At 70.1% G+C, this 24,388-nt stretch carries 23 protein-coding genes; 11 read left to right on the plus strand and 12 right to left on the minus strand.

What is annotated here, in order from left to right:
• Together H2041_RS11910 and H2041_RS11915 are read left to right on the plus strand one after the other, a co-directional pair.
• On the plus strand, positions 1–495 hold the full coding sequence (locus tag H2041_RS11910) for a DapH/DapD/GlmU-related protein (RefSeq protein WP_293412914.1): 495 nt from the start codon (positions 1–3) through the stop codon (positions 493–495).
• Positions 492–1,310, plus strand: coding sequence for an NAD(P)-dependent oxidoreductase (locus tag H2041_RS11915; protein ID WP_293412916.1), 819 nt, complete (start codon positions 492–494; stop codon positions 1,308–1,310). The genes H2041_RS11910 and H2041_RS11915 overlap by 4 nt, the downstream gene beginning before the upstream one ends.
• On the opposite strand, the gene H2041_RS11920 is transcribed toward H2041_RS11915, so the two are convergent.
• The 4 genes from H2041_RS11920 to H2041_RS11935 all read right to left on the minus strand — a co-directional run bounded on the left by H2041_RS11920 (position 1,307) and on the right by H2041_RS11935 (position 5,633).
• Positions 1,307–3,619, minus strand: a complete 2,313-nt coding sequence (locus H2041_RS11920; protein ID WP_293412918.1) for a tetratricopeptide repeat protein — start codon at positions 3,617–3,619, stop codon at positions 1,307–1,309. The genes H2041_RS11915 and H2041_RS11920 overlap by 4 nt on opposite strands.
• A 135-nt stretch (positions 3,620–3,754) precedes the next feature.
• Entirely contained in the window at positions 3,755–4,057 is a 303-nt protein-coding gene (locus H2041_RS11925) for a SemiSWEET family sugar transporter (protein ID WP_293412920.1), read from the minus strand.
• Positions 4,058–4,062: 5 nt separating this feature from the next.
• Positions 4,063–4,524 carry a response regulator gene (locus H2041_RS11930; protein WP_293412922.1) on the minus strand — a complete coding sequence of 154 codons (462 nt, stop codon included), beginning with the start codon at positions 4,522–4,524 and terminating at the stop codon, positions 4,063–4,065.
• Positions 4,525–4,529: 5 nt separating this feature from the next.
• On the minus strand, positions 4,530–5,633 hold the full coding sequence (locus H2041_RS11935) for a histidine kinase dimerization/phosphoacceptor domain -containing protein (protein WP_293412924.1): 1,104 nt from the start codon (positions 5,631–5,633) through the stop codon (positions 4,530–4,532).
• Positions 5,634–5,865: 232 nt separating this feature from the next.
• Here H2041_RS11935 and H2041_RS11940 point away from each other — a divergent pair, with 232 nt between their 5' ends.
• The 8 genes from H2041_RS11940 to H2041_RS11975 all read left to right on the plus strand — a co-directional run bounded on the left by H2041_RS11940 (position 5,866) and on the right by H2041_RS11975 (position 14,896).
• Positions 5,866–7,236 (plus strand): ATP-binding protein, encoded by a 1,371-nt coding sequence (locus H2041_RS11940; protein ID WP_293413000.1) that lies wholly within the window; start codon positions 5,866–5,868, stop codon positions 7,234–7,236.
• A gap of 116 nt (positions 7,237–7,352) precedes the next feature.
• Positions 7,353–8,795 (plus strand): phosphate ABC transporter permease subunit PstC, encoded by a 1,443-nt coding sequence (pstC, locus tag H2041_RS11945; protein ID WP_293412926.1) that lies wholly within the window; start codon positions 7,353–7,355, stop codon positions 8,793–8,795.
• The gene (pstA, locus tag H2041_RS11950) at positions 8,788–10,089 is read left to right on the plus strand and encodes a phosphate ABC transporter permease PstA (protein WP_293412928.1); all 1,302 of its coding nucleotides are present in this window, start codon (positions 8,788–8,790) and stop codon (positions 10,087–10,089) included. Before pstC ends, pstA begins: the two co-directional genes overlap by 8 nt.
• Before the next feature lie 41 nt (positions 10,090–10,130).
• On the plus strand, positions 10,131–10,943 hold the full coding sequence (gene pstB, locus H2041_RS11955) for a phosphate ABC transporter ATP-binding protein PstB (RefSeq protein WP_293412930.1): 813 nt from the start codon (positions 10,131–10,133) through the stop codon (positions 10,941–10,943).
• A 20-nt stretch (positions 10,944–10,963) separates the two neighbouring features.
• Entirely contained in the window at positions 10,964–11,659 is a 696-nt protein-coding gene (gene phoU / locus H2041_RS11960) for a phosphate signaling complex protein PhoU (RefSeq protein ID WP_293412932.1), read from the plus strand.
• A gap of 17 nt (positions 11,660–11,676) precedes the next feature.
• Entirely contained in the window at positions 11,677–12,366 is a 690-nt protein-coding gene (phoB, locus tag H2041_RS11965) for a phosphate regulon transcriptional regulator PhoB (RefSeq protein WP_293412934.1), read from the plus strand.
• 48 nt (positions 12,367–12,414) lie between these two features.
• A complete protein-coding gene (purD, locus tag H2041_RS11970; RefSeq protein WP_293412936.1) occupies positions 12,415–13,686 on the plus strand; it encodes a phosphoribosylamine--glycine ligase in 1,272 nt (423 codons plus the stop codon).
• Positions 13,687–13,828: 142 nt separating this feature from the next.
• On the plus strand, positions 13,829–14,896 hold the full coding sequence (locus tag H2041_RS11975; RefSeq protein WP_293412938.1) for a phosphotransferase: 1,068 nt from the start codon (positions 13,829–13,831) through the stop codon (positions 14,894–14,896).
• A gap of 9 nt (positions 14,897–14,905) precedes the next feature.
• Here H2041_RS11975 and lpxK read toward each other — a convergent pair whose 3' ends face one another.
• Genes lpxK through H2041_RS12000 form a run of 5 tightly spaced genes read right to left on the minus strand, consistent with a single transcriptional unit; the run spans position 14,906 to position 20,703 of the window.
• Positions 14,906–15,922, minus strand: a complete 1,017-nt coding sequence (lpxK, locus tag H2041_RS11980; RefSeq protein ID WP_293412940.1) for a tetraacyldisaccharide 4'-kinase — start codon at positions 15,920–15,922, stop codon at positions 14,906–14,908.
• Positions 15,919–17,208, minus strand: a complete 1,290-nt coding sequence (locus H2041_RS11985; RefSeq protein ID WP_293412942.1) for a 3-deoxy-D-manno-octulosonic acid transferase — start codon at positions 17,206–17,208, stop codon at positions 15,919–15,921. The genes lpxK and H2041_RS11985 overlap by 4 nt, the downstream gene beginning before the upstream one ends.
• On the minus strand, positions 17,205–18,191 hold the full coding sequence (locus H2041_RS11990; RefSeq protein ID WP_293412944.1) for a cation diffusion facilitator family transporter: 987 nt from the start codon (positions 18,189–18,191) through the stop codon (positions 17,205–17,207). Before H2041_RS11990 ends, H2041_RS11985 begins: the two co-directional genes overlap by 4 nt.
• A gap of 5 nt (positions 18,192–18,196) precedes the next feature.
• The gene (locus H2041_RS11995; protein WP_293412946.1) at positions 18,197–18,925 is read right to left on the minus strand and encodes a lysophospholipid acyltransferase family protein; all 729 of its coding nucleotides are present in this window, start codon (positions 18,923–18,925) and stop codon (positions 18,197–18,199) included.
• Complete coding sequence (locus H2041_RS12000) at positions 18,922–20,703, minus strand: ABC transporter ATP-binding protein (protein WP_293412948.1); 1,782 nt, start codon at positions 20,701–20,703, stop codon at positions 18,922–18,924. Before H2041_RS12000 ends, H2041_RS11995 begins: the two co-directional genes overlap by 4 nt.
• A 129-nt stretch (positions 20,704–20,832) precedes the next feature.
• Between H2041_RS12000 and H2041_RS12005 the strand changes: the two genes are divergently transcribed.
• Complete coding sequence (locus tag H2041_RS12005; RefSeq protein ID WP_293412949.1) at positions 20,833–21,498, plus strand: protein tyrosine phosphatase; 666 nt, start codon at positions 20,833–20,835, stop codon at positions 21,496–21,498.
• Between the two features lie 518 nt (positions 21,499–22,016).
• Here the strand turns inward: H2041_RS12005 and H2041_RS12010 are convergent.
• The 3 genes from H2041_RS12010 to H2041_RS12020 form a co-directional block, all read right to left on the minus strand.
• The gene (locus tag H2041_RS12010; protein WP_293412951.1) at positions 22,017–22,643 is read right to left on the minus strand and encodes a glutathione S-transferase family protein; all 627 of its coding nucleotides are present in this window, start codon (positions 22,641–22,643) and stop codon (positions 22,017–22,019) included.
• A 40-nt stretch (positions 22,644–22,683) separates the two neighbouring features.
• Positions 22,684–22,959, minus strand: coding sequence for a hypothetical protein (locus H2041_RS12015; protein WP_293412953.1), 276 nt, complete (start codon positions 22,957–22,959; stop codon positions 22,684–22,686).
• Between the two features lie 85 nt (positions 22,960–23,044).
• Positions 23,045–24,313, minus strand: a complete 1,269-nt coding sequence (locus H2041_RS12020; RefSeq protein ID WP_293412954.1) for an acyl-CoA dehydrogenase family protein — start codon at positions 24,311–24,313, stop codon at positions 23,045–23,047.
• Between the last annotated feature and the right edge of the window lie 75 nt (positions 24,314–24,388).

Raw genomic sequence — 24,388 nt, forward strand, 5'->3', positions numbered from 1 at the left:
ATGCTGAAGATCGATCCCACCGCCACCGTCTCGCCGCTCGCCGACATCGAACGCTCGGTGCGCGGCACCCTGATCGAGATCGGCGCGCGGACGCTTATCGACTCCTTCGTCAAGATCAAGCCGGCCGGCGGCGCGGGCGAGGTGGTGATCGGCGCCGACTGCGCGATCAATTCCGGGACGGTGATCTACACCGGCAACGGGGTGCGGATCGGCGATGCGGTCCTGATCGCGGCCAACTGCACGCTTGCGCCGACCAATCACCAGATATCCGACCGCAACACCCGGATCCGCGACCAGGGCTTCATGGAGAGCCGCGGCGGCATCGTCATCGAGGACGATGTCTGGCTCGGCGCCGGCGTGGTCGTCCTCGACGGCGCCGTCATCGGCCAGGGCTGCGTGGTCGCCGCCGGCTCGGTGGTGCGCGGCCGACTGGAGCCCTACGGCGTCTATGCGGGCGCGCCCGTGCGCCGCATCGGTGAGCGCGGGTCGGCATGAGCCGCTTCACCGTCATCGGCGCCCGCGGCTTCATCGGCGGGCGTCTGTCCGCCGCCCTGCGGGCGCGCGGCGACAGCGTCTACGCCCCCGCCCGCGACGACGCCGAGCTGTTCGATCAGGACCTGGGGACCGTCTTCTATTGCGCCGGCCTGACCGGCGACTTTCACGTCCGGCCCTTCGACACGGTCGAGGCCCATGTCGGCTTCCTGGCCCAGGTGCTCAAGCGTGGACGGTTCGAGCGGCTGATCTATCTGTCGTCCACCCGGGTCTATGACAGCCTGGGCGAGGCCGGCGGCGACGAGGCCGACCGGCTGGTCTTCGATCCCGCCGCGGCCCGCAACGTCTACGATCTCTCCAAGGCGCTCGGCGAGAACCTGACCCTGGCCCGGTCGGACAGCCGGGGCGTCGTGGCGCGTCTCTCCAACGTCTTCGACTGGACGCCGGACGCGGGCGGCTTTCTCTCCGACCTGCTGGCGCGGGCGAGGCGGGAAAGGTCGATCGACCTGCCGGCCTCCGCGCCGGCCGCGGTTCGCGACTATATCCAGGCCGACGATGTCGTCGCGGGCCTGATCGCCATGGCCGACGGCCGCGCCGAGGGGATCGTGAACCTCGCCAGCGGCCGGAATCTGTCCAACCGCGAACTGGCCGCCGTCTTCGCGCAGGCGGGCTGGAGCCTCACCCTGGGCGAGGACAGGCCGGTCCCCCCGGCGCCCCGTTGTGCGACGGCCCGGATGCGCAGCCTGGGCGTGGCGCCGCGCGACCCCGCCGCCGTGATCGCCCAGGCCCTGGCCGATCCTCAGTTCTTCCAGGGCTAGGCGGCCGTCTCCGGCTCGACCGCTTGGGCCCGCCGCGCGGTCACGGCGGCGTCGATCATCCGGTAGAAATCCTCGGCGAAGGCCTTGGTCTGGCCCAGGCGGCTCGCCTTGAGGCGCGGCCGCAACTCCCGGCGCAGCATCCGCAGCCGGTCCACGTCGGTGGCGAGCTTCACGGCCGTCTCGAGATAGGCGTCGAGATCGCCGACGCAAAGGTCCGGCAGACCGGCATTGGACAGGATCGAGTAGCTCAGCCGCTCGAAGAGGGCCGGCCCGACCAGGCTGACCACCGGAACCCCCATCCACAGCGACTCGCAGGTCGTCGTGCCGCCGGTCTGGGGGAAGGTGTCCAGCGAGATGTCCATCTCATTGTAGAAGGGCATGTGGGCCCCGCGGATGGCTTCAAAGCGCAGCCGCTCGCGGGCGACGCCCTCGGCCGCGAAGATCTCGGCGATGTGGTCGCGGAAGGTCGCCGTCCCGCCCTCCGGCCGCACGAACATGAACTGCGAATCCGGCACGGCCGCCGTCACCCGCGCCCAGTGACGCAGCATCTCGCGGCTGTACTTGTAGGGATTGTTGGCCGTGCCGAAGGTCACGTGGCCCTTGGCCACCTGCGGCGGCTCGAGGTTCATCGGCCGTTCTGGGAAGGCGAGCTCGCCCATGGCGATCCAGCTGGCGGGCATGAGCAGCGGATCCTCGATCAGCAGCTCGGGCCGCGACGGGGCCAGATAGGGATCGACGATCAGATAGTCGATGTTCGACAGGCCCGAGGAGTGGGGATAGCCGAGCCAGCTCGCCTGGAGCGGCGCGGGCTTCCAGGCCATGACGTTGAGCTTGTTCATGTGCGTCGAGCCGCCGAGCTCGATCAGCAGGTCGAGCTGGTCGTCGCAGATCATCTGGGCCGCGTCGAAGTCGCTGAGGTCCTGTTTCCAGCGGAAGACGTCGACGAAGTCGGTGATGCGCTTCTGCAGGACGTCCTCGGTTCCCTGGTAGTAGGAGTAGCAGTAGATCTCGAAACGCTCCCGCGGGTAGTGCTCGAAGAGCGGCAGGGCGAAATAGGCCACGGGGTGGTTGCGAAGGTCCGAGGACATGAAGCCCACCCGGATCTTGCCGTTGTCCGGCCGGGGCTCGGCCGGCCGCTTCAGGGGATAGCGGGCGGTGCGTTCCTGCACGCCATCGCCCCAGGTGCGGTGCTGGCTGACCAGTTCGTCCCGGTCCTCGGCCGTGCGCACGCGCGAGAGCTGGCTGAGCAGGGCGGTGTGGCGGCCTTGCGAAGCCCACAGGCGGCCGGTCTCGGTGAAGTCGCAGACCTCGTCGAGGCCGTCGAAATCGCAGACGCGCGACAGGACCTCGGAGGCGACCTTCAGGTGCGCGCCGTTGCTTAGAGCCGCCATCTGGCGCACGGCCTTCAGCTCGGCATAGGCGTCGTCCAGATGCTGCGCCTCGTCGCCATAGCGCGAGCGCGCCAGGCTCTCGATCAGGGCCATGCGGTACTCGACGTCGTCGGGCTTGAGCTCGACGGCCCGGCGCAGGTGGCGGTTCGCCCGCTCGCGGTCCCAGTCGCTGACCACCGCGCCCAGCTGATGGTGGATCCAGGCGGCCTCGGGCTGGCTTTCCAGCAGTTCGCGGAGATACTTGTCCGCCCGGCGCAGCTGGTTGCTCCGGCGGATGGCGACCGCCTTGGCCTCCATCAGGCGGGGCGAGCCGGTGAGGGCGATCGCCTCGTCGAGCGTCTCGAGGGCGTTCTCGGGGCCGCGCGCATCGGCGATCACCGCCGACAGGTCGAGCCAGGCGTCGATCATGTCGGGCTTCAGCTTGCTGGCGAGGCGGAAACGCATCTCCGCCTTCTCCAGATCGCCGGCGCGCCAGTGGCCGCGTCCCAGGCTGCGCTGGAACTCGGCGTTGGTGGGATGGGCCTTGACCAGCCGTGTGAAGATCGCGACCGCGCCGGGGCCGTCGCGCAGATCGTTGAGCACGTTGCCCTTGTTCTGCAGGAGGGCCTCGTTCTTCGGCTGGACGGCCAGCCCCGCATCCAGCGCCTCGCGCGCCTCCTCCAGACGGCCGAGCCGACGGAGGGCGACGCCGCGGAGGTTCCAGAGCTCGACATCGCGGGGATAGGCCTTCGTTCCCTGCAGGGCCCAGTGCGCGGCCTTCTCGTAGAACTGGCGGCGGAACAGCAGGGAGGAGAAGTTGCGATAGAGCGCCTGCGGCGCGTTCGGCTCGTCGTTCAGCAGGGCTTCGGAAATGCGAATGCCGTCTTCGATGCGGCCGGCCTTGAAGGCGGCGTCAGCCTCGGCGATCCGTTCTTGCATGCGGGGGCAGGTCCTGGAGGCGCAGGGCCGGCGGACGGCCGCGGTGCGCGCAGACTTCGGGGTACAAGGGCGCAAGGCCGCGCCCGGTTCGGCGCGATCCTACTGAGGCCGTCCGGCGGCGCCAACAGGCGTCCGTCAGCCGCTCGGCTCGAGGCCCTCATCGGCCGGCCCGCGTCGGGAGAAGCGCCACTTCATGGCGAGGATCAGGCCCGAGAGGGTCAGGCAGACCACATTGGTGAAGATCACCGGCAGGCTCTCGATCATCAGACCGTAGGCCACCCAGAGCGAGAAGCCGGTGACGGTGACCACATACATGCGCAGCGAGATCGAACGGGCGTCCCGCTCCCGCCACGTCTTGACGATTTGGGGCGTGAAGCTGGCCATGGAGCAGAGGCCTGCGCTCATGCCGATGACCTCGGGCAGGGGGAGGGCGGCCATGGGACTCAGCCAGCCTGGGCGAACTGGTCGACGCCCCAGCGGGCGCTGAAGTCGCGGGACAGCTCCAGCCCGATCGGCGGCGGTCCGCCGGCGCAGCCTTCGCGCAGGCAGCCGGCCAGATAGGTGAGGGCCCGCCGCACCGACTTGTCGGAATAGGGCTTGCCGATCACGCCGCAGGCGCCGGCGAGGTCCGTGGGCAGGCGCTTGACGTTGGCGGTCATGAACAGGACGACGCCGTCGTTCCGCTGCGCGATCTCGCGTGCGGCGTCGACGCCGGTCGGCCCGTCGCTGAGGTGGACGTCCACCAGGGTGATGTCCGGATGCAGGGCGCTGGCCAGCTTCACGGCGCCGGCCGAGTCCATGGCGTGTCCCACGTCCTCGCAGCCGGCCTCGCGCACGAGGAAGCCGAGTTCGACGGCGAGGAGCACCTCGTCCTCGACGATCAGGACCTTCAGAGGTTCGGGCATCAGGCTCACGCGGTTCCGTTCACAGGCAACTTAACGACGGCGCGCGTTCCAGGTTGCCCGTCCTGCAGGGTCAGATCGGCGCGCAGCTGTTGGGTCAGAAGGTCGACGATGGTCAGGCCGAAGCCGCGCTCGAAGCGCCCGTCCGCCGGAAGGCCGACCCCGTCGTCGCAGATCTCGATCACATAGTGGCCGTTCAGGCGCCGGACGAGCACCTTCAGGTGGCCGCCCTCACCCTCTCGAAAGGCGTGCTTGAAGGCGTTGTCGACCAGTTCGTTGACCACCAGGGCCAGCGGCGCGGCCTGCGAGGCGGCGATGTCGACGCGCTGCAGGTCGAGGCTCACCCGAACCTCCTCGTGGTTGGTCGACACGTCCCCCAGCAGATCGCGGACGAAGGCCGCCACGTCGAAGCGCTCGATGTCCTTGCTCTGGAAGAGGCGGCGATGGACGGTGGCGATGGCGCTGACCCGCGACAGCATGCTTTGCAGGGCCTGGCGCGTATCGGGATCGCGCGTGCGCCGGGTCTGCAGGACCAGCAGCGAGCTGATGAGCTGGAGGTTGTTCTTGACGCGATGGTCGACCTCGTGAAGCAGCGCCGTGCGCTCGGCCAGCGCCTTCTCGGCGGCCCGGGCCTTTTCGCTGACGGCGCTCTCCAGCCCGTCGCGATCGCGCGCCAGGCTGTCCTCGGCCTGCCGGCGCGCCGTCACGTCGATCTGAGAGCCGATGAAGAAGACCAGCTCGTTCTCGGCGTTGTGCACCGGGCTGATCTGCAGGGCGTTCCAGAACGGCGTCCCGTCCTTGCGGTAGTTCAGGAGGTCGACCGTGGCGGGACGGCCGGCGGCGATGCTCTCGGCCAGCGTCCTGACGGCCGCGGCGTCCGTTTCGGGCCCCTGAAGGAACCGGCAGTTGCGGCCCAGCACCTCGTCGCGCCGATAGCCGGTCAGGGCCAGGAAGGCGTCGTTGGCGAAGACGATCGGCATGTCCGGCGCCTGGGCGTCGGTGATGATCATCGGCATGCGGGTCGCGTGCACGGCCGCGGCGAAAGGGTCGTCGACGCCCGCGCGCGGCGTCAGGAGGCTGTCGGCCAAGTAGGTTGTCTGCTTTTCGGTCATGCCGGTCATCCCCCCACGCCCCGGGAGACACGAACGCCGGGTGCGGAGCTGAGTTCCGGACGCCGCGCGGCCTGCGGGTCACGTTTCGGACGAATTCGGGCGGTGTCACGTCGATGACACAGGGGTGCGGCTTGGTGGATGATCCCGCCAACGGAGATTCGATGTGTCGCTGCTTACGCCGCCGTCGCCCCTGAATTCGCGCCGCGTCAGCTCGGCGGGGCCGGTGCTCGTCATGGGCGGGGCCGCCGTCGCGGCGGTGGCGCTGCTGGTCCTGGTGGGCGGGGCGCACCCGGTGGCCGGCGCCTTGCTGGCCGCCGCCCTCGCGGGACTGGCGGGCGTGCAGGCGGCGCGCGCTCGGGAAAAGGCCGCCCTGCTGCGCGAGGAAGTCGCCCAGACACACGCCCAGGTGAGCGCCGGCGAGCCGTCCTTGCCCTACACCGCCGTGATCAACGCCCTGCCCGATCCCGTCATGGTGATCTCGGCCTACGAGCCGGACGACCTTACCGGCCGGCGCTTCGTCCTCGTCAACCTCGCCGCGCGCGACGTCCTGAAGATCCAGCGGGACGCCGGCCTGCTGGTGACGGCCATCCGTGATCCCGACGTCCTGGAGGCGGTGGACGAAGCCCTCTTCGGCGCCCTGGCCGGCGAGGCGATCTACGAGCCTGGCGGCACGCAGGAGCGGATCTTCCGCGCCTATGCGAGCCCTCTGGGCATGGGGACGGACGGCGGTCGGCTCGCCCTGCTTGTTCTGCACGACGAGACCGAGATCCGGCGCGTGGAACGGATGCGGGCCGACTTCCTCGCCAACGCCAGCCATGAGCTGCGCACGCCGCTCGCCTCGCTGTCGGGCTTCATCGAGACGCTGCGGGGGCACGCCCGCGCCGACGAGGGCGCGCGGGAGAAGTTCCTGGGCATCATGCAGGTCCAGGCCGAGCGCATGTCGCGGCTGATCGACGACCTGATGTCGCTGTCGCGCATCGAACTGAACGAGCATGTGGCGCCCGACCAGGAGGTCGATCTGGCCGCCGCCGTAAGCGACGTGGTCGACGCGGTCGCCCCGATAGCCCAGGAGCGGAAGATCCGCATGGCCGTGGAGCTCCCGCCGAGGGGAACAGTCAAGGTCGTCGGCGATCGCGATCAGATCGTGCAGGTGGCTCAGAACCTGGTGGACAACGCCATGAAGTACTCGTCGCCGGACGGGGAGGTGCGGGTTCGCCTGGAGTGGGGCCTCAGCGCCGACGCGGCCGCAGCCGGCCGTATGGAGAACGCCGCCCGCCTGCCGCTGCTCACCCCCGACCATGGCCCGGAGCGCTATGCGGCCCTCTCCGTCAGCGACGACGGGCCGGGCATGGCCCGGGAGCACCTGCCGCGACTCACCGAGCGCTTCTACCGCGTCGAAGGCCAGAAGAGCGGCGAGAAGTCCGGAACCGGCCTGGGCCTGGCCATCGTCAAGCACATCATGAACCGCCACAGGGGCGGGCTCGTGGTGGAGAGCGCCCTGGGCCGAGGGGCGACCTTCACCGCCTACTTCCCTGTCGACGCGCGCAAAGCCCGCGGCGAAGCGCCGCTCAACAAGCCGAGCGATGTCGCAAAAGTGTCATGAGACTGTCACGTACGATCAGCAAAGGGAGGGCAGTTTCCGCGCCGCATGGTCAGAGGCCAGGGTGAAAGCGCCTTGGCCGCTTGTCGCGCGCCCGCCGTCCTTGATCGAAGGCCCGAATGCTCACCTGGATCGCCCTCGCGGCGCTCGTCCTCTTCTCCGCCGCCGCCTACGCCGCCGGACGCCGCAAGGCGCTGGGCGCCGCGGGCGGCACGGCGCTGACGCTCCATTCGTTGCCGGGATACTACGGCGCCTACTTCGCCCTGTGGGTGGCGGCGCCGGCGGCCCTGCTTCTGATCCTGGTCACCGTGCTGGGCGGACGGATCGAACAGGCGGCCCTGCGGGCTGAGGTTCCCGCCGCGGTGGCCGAACTGGCGCCGAGCGCCCAGGAAGTCTTCTTCAACGACGTGCAGGCCACCGTCCGCAGCACGCGGGCCAGCGATCGCGTCTATGAGGGCCAACTCGGCGACGCCTTTGCGGCCAAGGTGGCGCAGGCCGAGCGGCTCGACGGCGCCATCACCTTCGGCGCCCTGGCCGCGGCCGTCGCCCTTATGCTGGCCGGCGCCGCCTACGCCTGGCCGCGGCTGAGGCCGGCCTACGCCGCCCGGCCCCAGGTGGAGCGCTGGATTTCGGCCATCTTCATCGCCTGTTCGGTGGTGGCCATCCTGACGACCGTCGGGATCGTCGCCTCCCTGGTCTGGGAAAGCTGGCGCTTCTTCCAGTCCGTCCCGGTGACGGAGTTCCTGTTCGGCCTCACCTGGGATCCGCAGATCGCCATCCGCGCCGACCAGGTGGCCTCCTCGGGCGCCTTCGGGGCCGTGCCGCTCTTCGCCGGCACCTTCCTGATCATGATCATCGCCATGGCGGTGGCCGCGCCCGTCGGCCTGTTCGCCGCCATCTATCTTTCGGAATACGCCGGCCGGACGACGCGGGCGGTGGTCAAGCCGCTGCTCGAAGTCCTCGCCGGCATTCCGACGGTGGTCTACGGCTTCTTCGCCGCCCTGACGGTGGGGCCGCTCTTCCGCGGCTTCTTCAACAGCATCGGCGCCCAATTGGTCGGCGGCCCCCTGGACGGGGTCGGCATGTACCTGATGCAGGTGCAGAACCAGATGGCCCTGGTGGCCGGCGCCGTCATGGGGATCATGCTGATCCCCTTCGTCTCCTCGCTGTCGGACGACATCATCAACGCCGTCCCCCAGTCCCTGCGCGACGGCTCCCTGGCCATGGGCGCGACCCAGTCGGAGACCATCGGCCGGGTCATCATGCCCGCCGCCCTGCCGGGCATCATGGGCGCCCTGCTCCTGGCGGTCTCCCGCGCGGTGGGCGAGACGATGATCGTCACCATGGCCGCCGGCTTGCAGGCCAAGACCACGCTCAATCCGCTCGACACGGTGACGACGGTGACCGTTCAGATCGTCACCCTGCTCACCGGCGACCAGGAGTTCGACAGCCCCAAGACCCTGTCGGCCTTCGGCCTGGGCCTGACGCTCTTCCTCGTCACCCTGCTGCTGAACATCATCGCCCTGCGCATCGTCCAGACCTACCGGGAACAGTATGACTGACGTCGCCCTGAACCCCGCCCAGGCCGCCAAGGCGCGCAACCGCGAGCAGGCGCAGGCGCGTCTGAAGAAGCGCTATCGGGCCGAGGCCCGCTTCCGCTTCTATGGCCGCGCGGCCATCGTGCTGGCGCTCGCCTTCCTGGTCGTCCTCCTCGGCCGCATCGGCCTGCAGGGCTATTCGACCTTCGTCGACTACCGGATCGAAGTCCCCGTCCAGGTGGACGCCGACCGCGTCGATATGGCCGATCTCGCCGGATCGAACTTCAACCTGATGGCGGCCGACTCCGTGCTCGCCATGCTGGGCGAGACCGACGACGCCTATGGCGAGGCCTCCTCCGAGATGATGGAGATTCTCTCCAGCGAGGTCGGCTACCTGGTTCTGGACCGCCTGCGTGAGGATCCCTCGCTCGTGGGCCAGACGATCACCGTCGAAGCTCCGATGAAGGCCAATGCGAGCCTCTACTACAAGGGGCAGATCGAGCGGGCGACCGAGGCCGGCGCGCGTCCCCTGAGCGACCGCCAGCTGGACTGGCTCGACGAGCTGAAGGCCAGGGGCCTGGTCAAGGGCGGCTTCAACTGGACCTTCCTGTCCTCCTCGGATTCCACCGAGCCGGAGCAGGCGGGGGTCCTCGGCGCCGTGGTCGGCTCGGCCATGATGCTTCTGGTGACCGCCCTGCTGGCGGCGCCGATCGGCGTGCTGGCGGCCACCTATCTGGAGGAGTTCGCGCCGAAGAACCGGTGGACGGACCTGATCGAGGTGAACATCAACAACCTCGCCGCCGTGCCCTCCATCATCTACGGCCTGCTGGGGCTGGCGGTGTTCATCAACTGGCTGGCGGTGCCGCGCTCCTCGCCCCTGCTGGGCGGGCTGGTGCTGGCGCTCATGTCGCTGCCGACCATCATCATCGCCACCCGCTCGGCCCTGAAGGCGGTCCCGCCCTCGATCCGCGAGGCCGCGCTCGCCGTGGGCGCCTCGCGCACCCAGACGGTGTTCCACCACGTCCTGCCCCTGGCCATGCCGGGCATGCTGACCGGAACCATCCTGTCGCTGGCCCACGCCCTGGGCGAGACCGCGCCGCTGCTGATGATCGGCATGGTCTCCTTCGTCCCCGGCGTGCCGGAGACCTTCACCAGCGCGGCCACCGTCCTGCCGGTGCAGATCTTCATCTGGGAGAACGCCTCGGAGCGCGCCTTCCATGAGCGCACGGCCGCCGCCATCATCGTTCTCCTGGTCTTCATGGTGATCATGAACCTCGCCGCCGTGCTCCTGCGGCGCCGTTTCGAGCGCCGCTGGTGAGCCCTATGATCCCGACCCTCCGTTCCCCTTCGAGACCCGCCATGCCCAACCAACGCGACGACGCGCTCGCCCATGCCCCGGCCGGCGTCCGCACCGCCGCCGCCAAGGTCGCGGCGACCGACGTGCGGGTGTTCTACGGCGACAAGCAGGCCCTGTTCGACGTGTCGCTGGACATGCCCGACCGCGCCGTGACCGCGCTCATCGGCCCCTCGGGCTGCGGCAAGTCCACCTTCCTGCGCTGCATCAACCGGATGAACGACACCATTCCGGGGGCGCGGGTCGAGGGGAAGATCGTCCTCGACGGCGACGACATCAACGACCGCAGCGTCGATCCGGTGCTGCTTCGCGCGCGCGTCGGCATGGTCTTCCAGAAGCCGAACCCCTTCCCGAAGAGCATCTTCGAGAACGTCGCCTACGGTCCGCGCATCCATGGCCTGGCCTCGACCAAGGCCGAGATGGAGGAGATCGTCGAATCCTCCCTGCGCCGCGCCGGCCTGTGGGACGAGGTCGCCGACCGCCTGCATCAGCCGGGCACGGGCCTGTCCGGCGGCCAGCAGCAGCGTCTGGTGATCGCGCGGGCCATCGCCGTCAGCCCTGAAGTCATCCTGATGGACGAGCCGTGCTCGGCGCTCGACCCCATCGCGACGGCCAAGATCGAGGAACTGATCGACGAACTGCGCAGCCAGTACTGCATCGTCATCGTCACCCACTCCATGGCCCAGGCCGCGCGGGTGTCGCAGCGCACCGCCTTCTTCCACATGGGCCGGCTCGTGGAAGCCGGGCCGACCGACGAGCTGTTCACCAATCCGCGCGACAGTCGCACGCAGGACTACATCACCGGCCGCTTCGGCTGAGCCGGGAAGAGGACGCCGCCATGAACGAACACATCGTCAAGGCCTACGAAGACGAGCTCAACATGCTCACCGCCGAGTGCGCTCGGATGGGCGGGCTGACCGAGGCGGCGGTGGCCGACTCGCTGGAGGCGGTCGTCCGTCGCGACCAGCAGACCGCCGACGCCGTGATCGCCCGCGACGAGCGGCTGGACGTCCTGCAGGCCGACATCGAGCGCAAGGCGATCCGCATGATCGCCCTGCGCCAGCCCCTGGCCAACGATCTGCGCCGCACGGTGGCGGCCATGAAGATCGCCAACAACCTCGAGCGCGTCGGCGACCTGGCCAAGAACATCGCCAAGCGGACCATCGTCATCATCGAGTCCGACCCGATGGTGCCGCTCACCCGCTCGATCGAGCGCATGGGCCGGCTGGTCGTCTCGCGCCTGAAGGAGGTGCTGGACGCCTACACCTCCAACGACCTCGACCGCGCCATGGCCGTCTGGTCGCGCGATGACGAGGTGGACGAGCACTATAACAGCCTCTTCCGCGAACTGCTGACCTACATGATGGGCGATCCGCGCACGATCACGGCCTGCGCCCACCTGCTGTTCGTGGCCAAGAACCTGGAGCGCATCGGCGACCACGCCACGAACATCGCCGAGATCATCCATTACGAGATCACCGGGGACGACCTGATCGCCGGTGAGCGGCCGAAGACCGATCCGTTGCAGCGCTAGTGGCGGGAGCGAGCCTCATGACCCCCAATATCCTGGTCGCCGAAGACGAAGATTCCCTGGCGACCCTGCTGAACTACAACCTCGAGAAAGAGGGCTACGCCGTGGCGGTGGCCGCCGACGGCGAAGAAGCCCTGGTGATGGTCGACGAGAAGCTGCCCGACCTCATCCTGCTCGACTGGATGCTGCCCAAGGTCTCGGGCATCGAGGTCTGCCGCCGCCTGCGCGCGCGGACCGAAACGCGCAACATCCCGATCATCATGCTGACCGCCCGGGGCGAGGAGACCGACCGGATCCGCGGTCTGGACACCGGCGCCGACGACTACATCGTCAAGCCCTTCTCCATGTCCGAGCTCTCGGCCCGCATCCGCGCCGTCCTGCGCCGCCTGCGGCCCGGCCTGGCGGAGGACCGGGTCCGCATCGGCGATCTCGTCATCGACCGGGTCGCCCACCGGGTGAAGCGCGGCGGCAAGGAGATCCACCTCGGCCCCACCGAGTTCCGCCTGTTGGACTATCTGATGCAGCATCCCGGCCGGGTCTTCTCGCGCGAGCAGCTTCTGGACGCCGTCTGGGGCTCGGACGTCTATGTGGAGGCCCGCACGGTCGACGTGCATGTGGGTCGCCTGCGCAAGGCGCTGAACCGCGACACCGAGGTCGATCCGATCCGTACGGTGCGCTCGGCCGGCTATTCGCTGGACGTCGACGCCTAAGGCCGTAGCCGGCTTGACCCCCGGGGGCGGGCGCGGCAAAGCCGCGCCATGAACATCCTGCTCGTCGGATCGGGCGGCCGCGAACACGCGCTCGCCTGGAAGATCGCCCAGTCCCCGCTGCTCTCGCGGCTCGTGATCGCGCCGGGCAATCCCGGCATGGCCGCTCACGGCGAAGTCCGGCCCGTCAAGGCGACGGATGTCGAGGGCCTCGTGGCCCTGGCCCGGGAGACCGCCGCCGACCTCGTGGTGATCGGGCCGGAGGCCGCGGTGGAGGCGGGCCTGGCCGATGCGCTCGGGGAGGCGCAGATCCCCTGCTTCGGCCCCACCCGCCAGGCGGGCCAGCTGGAATCGTCCAAGGCCTTCACCAAGGCCTTCTGCGAGCGCCACGGCCTGCCCACCGGCGCCTATGTGGTCTGCGAGGACGCCGCCGAGGCCAAGGCCGCGCTCGACCGCTTCCAGCCGCCCTATGTGGTCAAGGCCGACGGCCTCGCCGCCGGCAAGGGCGTGACGGTGGCGAAGACGCGCGCCGAGGCGGAAGCCGCCATCGACGACACCCTGGGCGGCCGTTTCGGCTCGGCGGGCGCGCGGGTGGTGATCGAGGAGTTCCTGGACGGGGAGATCGGCTCCCTCTTCGCCCTCTGCGACGGCGAGCACGCCATCGTCTTCGGTCACGCCCAGGATCACAAGCGCGCCTACGACGGCGAGCAGGGGCCCAATACCGGCGGCATGGGGACCTATTCGCCCGCGCCTCTCTTCACCGCCGAACTCGTGGAGCGGGTGCGCAGCGAGCTCGCCGAGCCCGCCTTCGCCGCTATCGCCGCGGAGGGCGCGCCCTATCGTGGGGCGCTCTTCGTGGAGTTCATGGCTACCCGGGACGGGCCGAAGCTCGTCGAGTTCAACGTCCGTTTCGGCGATCCGGAATGCCAGGTGCTGATGCTGCGCCTGGAGAGCGATCTCGTCCCCTATCTGATGGCCTGCGCCGAGGGCGAGCTCGACCGCCTGCCGCCGCCGGTCTGGCGGGAGGAGTCGGCCGTCTGCGTGGTCATGGCCGCCGAAGGCTATCCGGAGAAGCCCGTGACGGGGGCGGCGATCGCCGGGGCCGAGGCCGATTTCGGCGACAAGGTCGTGGTCTTCCATGCCGGCACGAGCCGTGACGCGGACGGAACGCTGCGGGCTTCGGGCGGGCGCGTGCTGAACGTCTGCGCCCTGGGGGGCGACCTCGTCGAGGCGCGCAAGGCGGCCTACGACGCGGTGTCCCGCATCGATCTGCCCGGGGGCTTCCACAGGACCGACATCGGCTGGCGCGCGCTCGCCCGCTGAGGCCGGCGCGGTGGCGGAATTCTAGTTTCCGGTACGCTTGGGCGCCGAACGCCTTGCGGCGCCCTGTCGCGGCTCGGTATGGTGGTTCAAACAAGCGTACGAACCCGACGCCCAAAAGGCTCGACAGTAAAGGGGAGCGCCCATGGCCGACGCCGCCGAACAGGAGCGGGAAAAGCTCAACACCGGCACCAAGCCGGTGGCGGAATCGCACAGGTTCGACGAGGCCCGCCTCGAGGCCTGGATGAAGGCCAATGTCGAAGGGTTCGAAGGGCCGCTGGAGGTGCGCCAGTTCAAGGGCGGCCAGTCCAACCCGACCTATCAGCTCGTCACGCCGAGCAAGAAGTACGTCATGCGGCGCAAGCCGCCGGGCAAGCTGCTGCCTTCGGCGCATGCGGTGGACCGCGAATACAAGGTGATCACCGCCCTCTACCCGACCGGCTTCCCGGTGGCGCGCACCTACGGCCTGTGCACCGACGAGGACGTCATCGGCACCATGTTCTACGTCATGGACATGGTCGAGGGCCGCATCCTCTGGGACCAGCAGCTGCCCCAGTACACGCCCGAAGAGCGCCGGCCGATCTACATGGCCAAGCTCAAGACCCTGGCCGACCTGCACAACACCGACCACGAGGCCATCGGCCTCGGCGACTACGGCAAGCCCGGCAACTATATGGGCCGGCAGGTCGACCGCTGGACCAAGCAGTACCGCGCTTCGGAGACCGTCAAGATCGAGGAGATGGAGCGGCTGATCGAATGGTTGCCCCAGACGGTGCCGGCCCAGGACCGCACCTCCATCGTCCACGGCGACTATCGTCTCGACAACATGGTGCTGCACCCCACCGAGCCCCGCGTGATCGCCGTGCTGGACTGGGAGCTGTCGACGCTGGGCGAGCCCCTGGCCGACTTCACCTACCTGCTGATGAACTGGGTCAACGGGACCATCGCCAACATCCCGGACCTGAAGGCCCACGGCGTGCCGTCCATCGACGAGTATGTCGCCGAATACTGCCGCCTGACGGGCCGGGACGGCGTGCCGGATCTCAACTGGTACTTCGCCTACAACATCTTCCGTCTGGCCGGGATCATCCAGGGCATCGTCGGCCGCGTTCGCGACGGCACCGCCAACAGCCCGCAGGCTGCGGCCATGGCCGAGCGGGTGCCGGCTCTCGCCAAGGCCGGCTGGTCCTTCGCCCAGAAGGCCGGCGCCTAAGCGACCGCGCTAAGCCGACTTCGGAAGGGCCCTGGCGAGCAGATCGTCCAGGGCCTTTTCGTTTTCGAAGGCCGCCCGAACGGGCCAGGCCGCGATCCTGTCCCGCCAGGCCGGCGGCAGCCGCACCCAGTCCTTTTCGGTGGTGACGAGACCCGCATTGAAGTCCCTCGCTCGGGCCTCCAGGCGCCCGAGCGTCGCCTCGTCGTAGGCGAAGTGGTCGGGGAAGGGCGCGAAGTCGACGAGCTCGCAGCCGGCCGCCTTCAGGGACCGCTCCACCTTCCAGGGCTTGCCCACGCCGGCGAAGCCGAGCTGTGGCCCGACCGGCGGCGGTTCGGCCGGGACGAGCCGCGCCACGAGCACCGGGGTCGCGCCGAACAGGCGGACCAGAGCCGGATCGGGGGCGTCCATGTCGGCCGGCAGCATCAGGACGACCGCGTCGGCCCGCGCCAGCCCGGCCTTCAGCGGCTCGCGCATGGGGCCTGCGGGAAAGACCGCGCCGTCGCCGAACGGCCACTCGCCATTGCGCGTCTCGCCGTCCACGACCACGAGCGACAGGGCCTTGGTCAGGCTCGGATTCTGGTGGCCGTCGTCCATGACGATCGCCTCCGCCCCCGCCGCCGCCGCGGCCTGGGCGCCGGCCGCCCGGTCCCGGGCGATCCAGGCGGGCGCGGTCTTGGCCAGCATCAGCGGCTCGTCGCCGACCTCCGCGGCCGTGTGGCGCAAGGGGTCGACCTGGACCGGCCCGGCGAGCGACCCGCCATAGCCGCGTGACAAGGCGTGGGCGGCGAGGCCCTTTTCCGACAGCCGGCGCAGGATCTCGCGCGCCACCGGCGTCTTGCCGGTCCCGCCCATGGTGAGATTGCCGACGCAGACGACGGCCGCGCCCGGATCGACCGGTCGCGCCCGGGCGATCTTGCGCGCCGTCACCGCGGCCCAGACCCAGGAGAGCGGGGTCAGCAGGGCGCGGGTCACCGGCATGGGCGGCCGCTCGCGCACATACCACCAGCGCGGCGTGGAGAGCTTCACAGGCCCGGCTCCGGCAGCAGCGGATCGAGCAGGTCGAGCGCGACGCCGAGCGCCGCGCCGTGGCGCTCGGCATGGGCCAGGGCCGCCTCGCCCATGCGCCGGGCGATCATGGGGCTGTCGATCAGGCCGGCCACGTGCCGCGCCAGGGTCTCGGCGTCGGGCGCGCAGAGGGCGGCGACCTCGTCGAACATGGCCTCATAGGTCTCATGGGCGTTGAAGACGTGCGGCCCGGTGAGGATGGCGCAGCCGAGCCTCGCCGGCTCGAGGGGATTGTGGCCCCCGACGCCCTCGGCCCAGCCCCCGCCCATGACGACCACATCGGCCAGGCGGAAGAGCAGGCCGAGCTCGCCGAGCGTGTCGGCGAGGTAGGCCTCGGCCAGGGGCGCCTCGCCTTGGCTGCGGCGGGCGACGGTGAGGCCTGCGGCCGTCAGGGCGTCCTGCGCCGCGCCGGCGCGCTCCGGATGGCGCGGTGCGACCACCAGAAGGGCGTCCGCGTGTTGTCGGCGGACCTGCGCAAAGGCTTCTGCGACCAGCGCCTCCTCGCCCACATGGGTGCTGGCCGCCAGGACCACCGGCCGCTCGCCGATCTGGCCCTTCAGCCGTGCGAGCTCGTCCTCGTCGCAGGGCAGGGGCGCGCCCACCTGCTTCAGGTTCAGCCGCGGCCCCGTGGCCGCGCCCAGGGCCTGCAGCCGCCGCTCGGTCTCGCCGTCCTGCGGCAGGACGAGGTCGAAGGCGTTCAGCAGGGCGCGCGCGGCGCCCGGCGCCCGGCGCCTCCAGCCCTCGGCGCTCTTCTGGGTCATCCGGGCCGAGACGAGGGCCAGGCGCACATCGCGCTTCGCTGCGGCGCAGATCAGGTTCGGCCAGAGTTCGCTCTCCACCAGGACGGCGAGGCCTGGGCGCCAGTGGTCGAGGAAACGCGCCATGACGCGCGGCCCGTCCACCGGCGCGTACTGGTGGATCACCCCGTCCGGCAGGCGCCGCGCCAGCAGCTCGGCCGAGGTCCGCGTGCCGGAGGTGACCAGCAGGGTCAGGTCCGGCCGCCGCGCGCGCAGGGCCTCGACCAGGGGCAGGAGCGATACGCTCTCGCCCACGCTGACGCCATGCAGCCAGACCAGCCCGCGCTCGGGCCGCGCCCGGCTGGCGCGCCCCAGCCGCTCGGCCAGGCGGGCGGGATCCTCCTTGCCGCGGCGTGCGCGGGCGCGCAGCAGGGCGGGCGCGAGGGGTTCGAGCGCGCCCAGCGCCAGCCGGTAGGCCGCGAGGCCCGGCGAACGCGGCTGTGCGCTCACACCACCTCGGCCGGCGAGAGGCGGCAATGGGCGGCGTCGCCCGTCTCCACCTGAAGGGTGGCGTGGCCGATGTCGAACCGGTGGTGCAGCCCCTCGCAGACATCGTGCAGGAAGGCGTCCGGATCGGTGTTGACGGGCCGCGTCAGGTGGGCGGTGAGCGCCGTCTCGGTGGTGCTCATGGCCCAGATGTGCAGGTCGTGCACGTCGGTGACTCCCGGCCGCTCGGCCAGCCAGGCGCGGACGGCCTCGACATCCACGCCGCGCGGCGCGGCGTCCAGCGCCAGGTCCACCGAGTCGCGCAGCAGGCCCCAGGTGCCCAGCAGGATCACCGCCACGATCAGCAGGCTGAGCGCGGGATCGAGCCAGAGCAGGCCGGTGAGCGCGATCACGCCGGCCCCGATGACCACGGCCAGGGAGACGGCGGCGTCGGCGGCCATGTGCAGGAAGGCGCCGCGGACGTTCAGGTCCGACTTGCTGCCGCCCATGAACATCAGCGCCGTGGCGGTGTTGATGACGACGCCGATGGCGGCGACCGCCATGACCGGCGCGGCCGCCACTTCGGCCGGATCCATGATCCGCCGCACCGCTTCGGAGACGATGGCGCCGACGGCCACCAGCAGCAGGATGGCGTTGGCGAGCGAGGCGAGGATGGTGGCCTTGCGCAGGCCGTAGGTCCGCCGGCCGGCCGGCTTGCGCTTGGCCAGCGCGGCCGCGCCCCAGGCGAGCAGCAGGCTCATCACGTCCGACAGGTTGTGGCCGGCGTCGGCCAGCAGGGCCAGCGACCCGAACCAGAGACCGGCGGCCACCTCGGCGGCGACAAAGCCCGTGTTCAGCGCCACCCCGACGGCGAAGGCGCGGCCGAAATCCTTGGGCGCGTGGTGATGGTGGCCGCCCAGTCCGTGGGCGTGGCCATGATCGTGCCCATGCCCATGCCCATCATCGTGAGCGTGCCCGTGGTGATGGCCGGAGTGATCGTGCGCCATGGCGACTATGTCCCACTCCGCGGCGCGTCGGGCAACGGCGTGCGGCCCACCTCCCGTTCCGCCTGGCGGGTGATGGCCGAAAGGCGGGCGGACCAGTCGGCGCAGAGCTCGGCGATCTCCGCCTCGCCGGCCTCGGCGGGGACGGTCAGCGGGCCTTCCCAGACCACCGCCCCGCGGCCGAACGGCGCAGCCAGCATCACCTTGTCCCAGGTGTCGAGCTGGATGGCGGGGGCGGCAGCGATGCCCATCAGATAGACCGGAACCCTGGCCCGCCTGGCGATCTGCAGGGCGCCCGCGGCGATCACCTCGTTCGGTCCGCGCGGCCCGTCCGGGGTGATGACCAGGGCGCCGCCCTGGCCGACCCAGGTCATGGCCTCGCGGAAGCCGGCGACGGCGGCGCGCGCCTTGGCGGAATCCCCCTTCTTGGCCGAGGACATGCGGATGGCGGGGAAGCCGGCGCGCGCCAGAGCCTGGGCGATGAACTCCCCGTCGGCCGAGGGCGAGATCAGCGCCCGCGTCCCCTTGCGCCACCACTGCGGGGCCACCGACAGGCAGAGCGGGATGCGGCCGTGCCAGAAGAGGGCGAGCGCGCCGGACTCACCGGCCAGGACCGGCTCGACGCAGTCCACATTGATGTGCCGCCAGCGCACCGTGCGCAGGACGAGCTTCAGATAGGTCGCCAGCACCCAGCCCAGGACCGCCTGGACGCCCGGCCGGCGCAGGAGCCCCTTCAAGCCGCGCTCTCCGTCTCCAGGTCCTGGCTCTTGGCCAGGCGCGCATAGAGGCCGCCGGCCTTGACCAGGGCGGCATGGTCGCCGGACTCCACCACCTGGCCCTTGTCGATCACATAGATGCGGTCGGCGCCGCGCACGGTCGACAGGCGGTGGGCGATCAGCATGGTCGTCCGCCCGGCCATCAGGCGGTTCAGGGCCGCCTGCACCTGGGCCTCGCTCTCGGTGTCGAGCGCGCTGGTGGCCTCGTCCAGCAGCAGGATGGGGGCGTCCTTCAGGAAGGCGCGGGCGATGGCGATGCGCTGGCGCTGTCCGCCCGACAGCCGCGCGCCGGCCTCGCCGACGACGGTGCGATAGCCCTCCGGCAGAGCCATGATGAAGTCGTGGGCGGCGGCGGCCTTGGCGGCGGCCTCGATCTCGTCGTCCGTGGCGTCGGGCCGGGCATAGGCGATGTTGGCCCGGATGGTGTCGTCGAACAGGAAGGGCTCTTGCGTCACCAGCGCGATCTGGTCGCGCAGGGAGGTCAGGGTGAGGTCGCGGACATCGGCGCCGTCCAGCGTCACCCGCCCGCCGGTCACGTCGTAGAAGCGCGGGATCAGGTTCAGGATGGTGCTCTTGCCCCCGCCCGAGGGGCCGACAAGCGCGATGCTCTCGCCCCGGCTGGCCTGCAGGCTGACCCCGTTCAGGGCCGGTGCGCCCTCGCCGTAGGTGAAGGCGACGTTCTCGAAGGCGATGGCGCCCTGGCTCTCGGCCATGCTGCGGGCGCCCGGCGCGTCCCGCACCTCCGGCTCCACGTCCAGGGCGGCGAACAGGCGGCGCGCCCCGGCGAGGCCCTCGGCGAAGACGGTCTGCAGATTGGCGAGCTGGCGCAGGGACTGGGAGGCGACGCCCAGGGCCCCGATGAAGGCCACGAAGGCGCCGACATTCATGTCGCCTGTCCCCGCACGCCAGCCGGCATAGGCCATGACCGCGGCGACGATCAGGGTCATGAGGGTCTCGGTGGCCGGGGCGGCGGCGGCGCGCGCATTGGCGCCCTTCACCAGATGGCTCTGGCGGCGGGCCACGACCTGGCCGACGCGGGCCTCCTCGTGGGCCTCGCGGTTCTCGATCTTGACGACCCGGACCCCGTCCAGGCTCTCCATGATGGCGGTGGAAAGCGCCGAGGTCTCGGCCATGGCGCCCTTGGCCGCCTTGGTCGTCTTCTTGGAGAAGCGCCGCATGATGCCGCCGGCGGCCGGCGCCGCCAGAAGGATGGCCAGCGTCAGGACGAGGTCGTTGGAGATCATCACCAGGACGGCCCCGATCACCGTCAGCAAGTGCTGAGTGTAGTTGACCAGGCCCGAGGTCGCCGCCTCGCGGATCAGGTTGGCGTCATAGAGCACCGAGGCGACGTGCGTCCCCGAATGCTGGCTGCGCAGGCGGGCGAGGTCGGCGCGCACCAGCCGGCCGAAGAGCTGCACCTGCACATCGCCCACCACGCCATTGCCGATGCGGTTGACCAGGGAGGCCTGGGTGATCTGGGCGACCCCGCGCAGCAGCGCATAGCCGGCGATGGCGAGCGGGATGGACCACAGCGCGCCGGGCTTCTGCACCACCAGCAGGTCGTTGATCGCCGGCTCCAGGATCTGCACCAGCTTGGCGCTGCAGAAGGCGACCACCACGGCGGCGACGAGGGCGACCGCAAAGCCCTTCCAGCGCGGCTTCAGATAGACCTGGGCGATCCGGCCGATCAGGACGCGCACAGGCGTGTCCGGGGCGTCGATGGGGGCCGCAGTGCTCATGGCCCTGGGGTCGTCCGTCAGGGGGCGCAAGTCAAGGCCGCGCCCGCTCGCGCGCGAGGCCAACCGCCTGGAAGGCTTCCGTTTTCGATGTTCACCCCCTAGTTAGGCGCAAAGTTTCGGGAGCCCGTCTTGGCCGGATTCGACCTGAGCACCCCGGAGGGCCGCAAGCGCGCCCTGCGGGACTACATGTGGAATGACCACGCCTTCCTGCGCCTGCGCTTCCAGAACGCCCACTGGATCAGCGACGAGCTGGTGCGCACCAACCAGCCCTCGCCCGAGCAGCTCGCGGGCTGGAAGGCGAAGGGCATCAAGACGATCATCAACCTGCGCGGCGGGTTCGACGGCAGCTTCCACGTGCTGGAGAAGGAGGCCTGCGAGCGGCTGGGCCTGACGCTCGTGGACTTCACCATCACCTCGCGCGAGGTGCCGAGCCGCGCCCGCGTCCTGGGCGCCCGCGATCTCTTCCAGACCATCGAATACCCGGCCCTGATGCACTGCAAGTCCGGCGCGGACCGGGCGGGCATCATGAGCGTCTTCTACATGCACTTCCGCAAAGGGAAGACGATCCGCGAGGCTATGGACCAGCTCCACCTGCGCTACCTGCACGTGAAGGCGGGCAAGACCGGCGTGCTCGACTACACCTTCGAACGCTACCTGGCCGAGGGCGAGCCTGCGGGCCAGTCCTTCATCGAATGGGTCGAAAGCCCCGCCTACGACCCCGACGCCATCAAGGCCGACTTCCGCGCCCAGTGGTGGGGGAACATGCTGACCGAGCGGTGGCTGAAGCGGGAATAGGGCGGTCTGCTGCCGACCCATTTCGGACACTAGGCGGGTCGGCTGCCCGCGCGGTCACCTTTGTCGCGGCCGTATAGCATCATGTGCAATGCGGCCCAGGCGACACCCGTCGCCAGCCCGTAAGCAAGACCGAGCAGGATCGCTGTGGAAGTTCCAGCTGGCACCATGATCGCCGCGCCCGCGACTGCGCCAAGCAGGACGGTGAGCGCAAGACGTCCTTCCAACGAGAAGCCCCGCCCACGCGTCCATGCGAAGCATAGCGCGAGCAGAGCTGACCCGGGCACCGTCCAGAGCAGTGTCAGGACTGCGATCGCCGACATGGGACGGAGGTCATGCGGGTTCCACGTCCCCCCCGTTAGTATGTGCAACATCACGGTTGCTCCGGCGGTGCCGAGCAATGCGGCGCCAATCCAGAGCATCAAACCCCGCGCTATTTCCATAGCTCTAGCATAGTGCGTCCATGTCCGCTTTCCACCCTTAGCCCACTCTCGCGGAGTCCGCTCCTGCACGACTTTCCGTTAGCCGCCCACCCCCTCATGCGAACGCTCCATCGCCCGCTCGTAGGCCTCGCGGCCGGTGGTGCGGGCGAGGTAGGCCTGCTGGGCGTCGGTGAGGGTGAGGCCGCAGTTCCGGTGGCCGAGGTTGAGCGCGTAGGTCACCGAGATGTCGGCGGCGGTGAAGGCCTCGCCGGCGAGGTAGGGCGAGCGGCTTAGCTGCGCATCGACCAGCCTCAGCCGCTTCTGAAACGACTGCAGGCACCACTGGGCGCCCCAGTTCTCCCGCTCGGCCTCCGGCGCGATGAAGCGGCTGACGACCACGGGCATCATCAGGGTCGCCAGGCCCGCCTCGCCGAGATGCAGGAACTGCTGATAGGCAGGGAAGGCCGCATCGGTCGCCGGCGGCGCCAGCGGCGTCGGACCATAGCGGGCCATCAGGTACTCCATGATGGCGATGGACTCGACCATCACCACCTCGCCGTCCTGCAGCGCGGGGATGTAGTTGGCCGGGTTGATCGCCAGGAAGGCCGGGTCCTGCTCGGGCGCCAGCATATCGACCTGGGCCACGCGATAGGGCAGGCCCATCTCCTCCAGCAGCCAGACGACCCGGATCGATCGCGAGGTCTGCCCGCCCCAGACGGTGATCATGCGCCGGTCTTGGGTTGGATTGAGAGGGCGGCGGGCCGCCTCACCGCACCCGTTCCTTCTCCTTCGGCGCGGAGACCTTCTGCGGCCGGGCCTGGGCCTTGGGTTTGGGGAGCAGTCTGAACCGCGACTGGCACCAGGCGAAGTCGATGCCGACGTCGATGAGAGCGTCGGAGCGGCCGCAGGGGCAGGCGAAGTCCATGACCGCCCAGACGCGATAGGTCTCGCCCGCCTGCAGGGGCACGGGCCGTCCGGTGGCGTGATTGGGGGCGGCGTTGACGCAGAGAACAAGGTCGCCCGGGCCGATCGCCTCGCTCATCGCATTCCTCCCGTTCTTCGCGCGCTAGATAGGGCCTCGCCTCGGCGGCGCAACGGGCGGTTACACCGCCGGCCGTCCGGTCCGCCTAGCGGCTGGCCGCCGAACTGATCGGGTCGGGCAGGCCCAGGATGCGCTTGGCGATGATGTTGTTCTGCACCTCCTGCGAGCCGCCGGCGATGGTGCCGGCCTTGGAACTGCCCAGGAGGCGCGTGGCCGCCAGCTCGTCCTCGGTGAAGGGCTCGCCCTCCCAGCCCAGGCCGCGCCAGCCCATGATCTCCACGGCCAGCTCGGCACCGTCGCGGCGCAGGAAGGAGCCGGCGTTCTTCATGATCGAGGTCGCCGCCGAGGGGCCGCTGTTGGACTTCGATTCCAGGGCCACGCGCTCGGCCGTCTGCTGGAAGGCCTTCAGGTCCATTTCGTAGTTGATGATGCGATGGCGCAGATCGGGATCGGCGATGCGGCCCTTCTCGTCCTCGCCCACATAGTCCTTGGCCATCTGGGGCAGGGGCCGTTTGACCGCCGCACGCTGGGCGCCGGCGGCGCCGGCGAGGCCGCTGCGCTCGTGTTGAAGGAGCCGCTTGGCGATGGTCCAGCCGCCGTTCAGCGGCCCGACCAGATTGTCCTTGGGAACCTTCACGTCGGTGAAGAAGGTCTCGCAGAAGGGGGAGTTGCCGGCGATCAGCTTGATGGGCCGCGTCTCCACGCCGGGCGATCTCATGTCGATCAGCAGGAAGCTGATCCCCTCGTGCTTCTTGGTCGTGTCGGTGCGGACCAGACAGAAGCACCAGTCGGCCAGGTGCGCGCCCGAGGTCCAGATCTTCTGCCCGTTGACCAGCCAGTGGTCGCCCTTGTCCTCGGCCCGTGTCGAAAGGGAGGCGAGATCCGAGCCCGCGCCGGGTTCGGAAAAGCCCTGGCACCAGCGCAGTTCGCCGCGGACGATGGGCGGGATGTGCCGCTGCTTCTGCGCCTCGGTGCCGTATTCCAGCAGGGTTGGACCGAACATCATCACCCCCATCCCGCCGATCGGGTTATAGGCGCCGATCGCTTTCATCTCCTCGGCCAGGACGCGGGCCTCGGCGGGCGACAGGCCGCCGCCGCCGTACTGGGCGGGCCAGGTGGGGACGCCCCAGCCCTTCCCGCCCATGCGCTGCTTCCACGCCTTGGCGTCGCTGTCATCGGGGCCCTCGTCGCCGGGGCCGGTCGGGCCGCGGCCGGCGAGAGACTTGGGGAAGTTCTGCGCCAGCCAGTCGCGGGCCGTGGCGCGGAAGGGGGCCTCGTCGGAAGCACGGCGCGAGAGATCGCGCTCCGCCACGGGTGCGTCCATCGTTTCCTCCACCTCATATATCAGCGTCATTTCGCGCCGTGACCCTCTGACGGGGCCGTGTCAGGATAGCGCTGTCGGAGCCGTGCGGCCAAGACGCCGCGCAAG

Origin of the sequence: Phenylobacterium sp. (assembly GCF_013911965.1) — a bacterium.
In the GTDB taxonomy this organism is placed as follows: domain Bacteria; phylum Pseudomonadota; class Alphaproteobacteria; order Caulobacterales; family Caulobacteraceae; genus Phenylobacterium.

Coding starts and splice junctions, on each gene's coding strand:
- H2041_RS11925 (WP_293412920.1), bottom strand. CDS start 4,057: ATGGCCGCCCTCCCCCTGCCCGAGGTCATCGGCATGAGCGCAGGCCTC.
- H2041_RS12010 (WP_293412951.1), bottom strand. CDS start 22,643: ATGATCACCGTCTGGGGCGGGCAGACCTCGCGATCGATCCGGGTCGTC.
- H2041_RS11915 (WP_293412916.1), top strand. CDS start 492: ATGAGCCGCTTCACCGTCATCGGCGCCCGCGGCTTCATCGGCGGGCGT.
- H2041_RS11975 (WP_293412938.1), top strand. CDS start 13,829: ATGGCCGACGCCGCCGAACAGGAGCGGGAAAAGCTCAACACCGGCACC.
- phoU (WP_293412932.1), top strand. CDS start 10,964: ATGAACGAACACATCGTCAAGGCCTACGAAGACGAGCTCAACATGCTC.
- H2041_RS11940 (WP_293413000.1), top strand. CDS start 5,866: ATGGGCGGGGCCGCCGTCGCGGCGGTGGCGCTGCTGGTCCTGGTGGGC.
- H2041_RS12015 (WP_293412953.1), bottom strand. CDS start 22,959: ATGAGCGAGGCGATCGGCCCGGGCGACCTTGTTCTCTGCGTCAACGCC.
- pstC (WP_293412926.1), top strand. CDS start 7,353: ATGCTCACCTGGATCGCCCTCGCGGCGCTCGTCCTCTTCTCCGCCGCC.
- phoB (WP_293412934.1), top strand. CDS start 11,677: ATGACCCCCAATATCCTGGTCGCCGAAGACGAAGATTCCCTGGCGACC.
- pstB (WP_293412930.1), top strand. CDS start 10,131: ATGCCCAACCAACGCGACGACGCGCTCGCCCATGCCCCGGCCGGCGTC.
- pstA (WP_293412928.1), top strand. CDS start 8,788: ATGACTGACGTCGCCCTGAACCCCGCCCAGGCCGCCAAGGCGCGCAAC.
- H2041_RS11990 (WP_293412944.1), bottom strand. CDS start 18,191: ATGGCGCACGATCACTCCGGCCATCACCACGGGCACGCTCACGATGAT.
- H2041_RS12020 (WP_293412954.1), bottom strand. CDS start 24,313: ATGACGCTGATATATGAGGTGGAGGAAACGATGGACGCACCCGTGGCG.
- H2041_RS11930 (WP_293412922.1), bottom strand. CDS start 4,524: ATGCCCGAACCTCTGAAGGTCCTGATCGTCGAGGACGAGGTGCTCCTC.
- H2041_RS12000 (WP_293412948.1), bottom strand. CDS start 20,703: ATGAGCACTGCGGCCCCCATCGACGCCCCGGACACGCCTGTGCGCGTC.
- H2041_RS11910 (WP_293412914.1), top strand. CDS start 1: ATGCTGAAGATCGATCCCACCGCCACCGTCTCGCCGCTCGCCGACATC.
- H2041_RS11935 (WP_293412924.1), bottom strand. CDS start 5,633: ATGACCGAAAAGCAGACAACCTACTTGGCCGACAGCCTCCTGACGCCG.
- purD (WP_293412936.1), top strand. CDS start 12,415: ATGAACATCCTGCTCGTCGGATCGGGCGGCCGCGAACACGCGCTCGCC.
- H2041_RS11920 (WP_293412918.1), bottom strand. CDS start 3,619: ATGCAAGAACGGATCGCCGAGGCTGACGCCGCCTTCAAGGCCGGCCGC.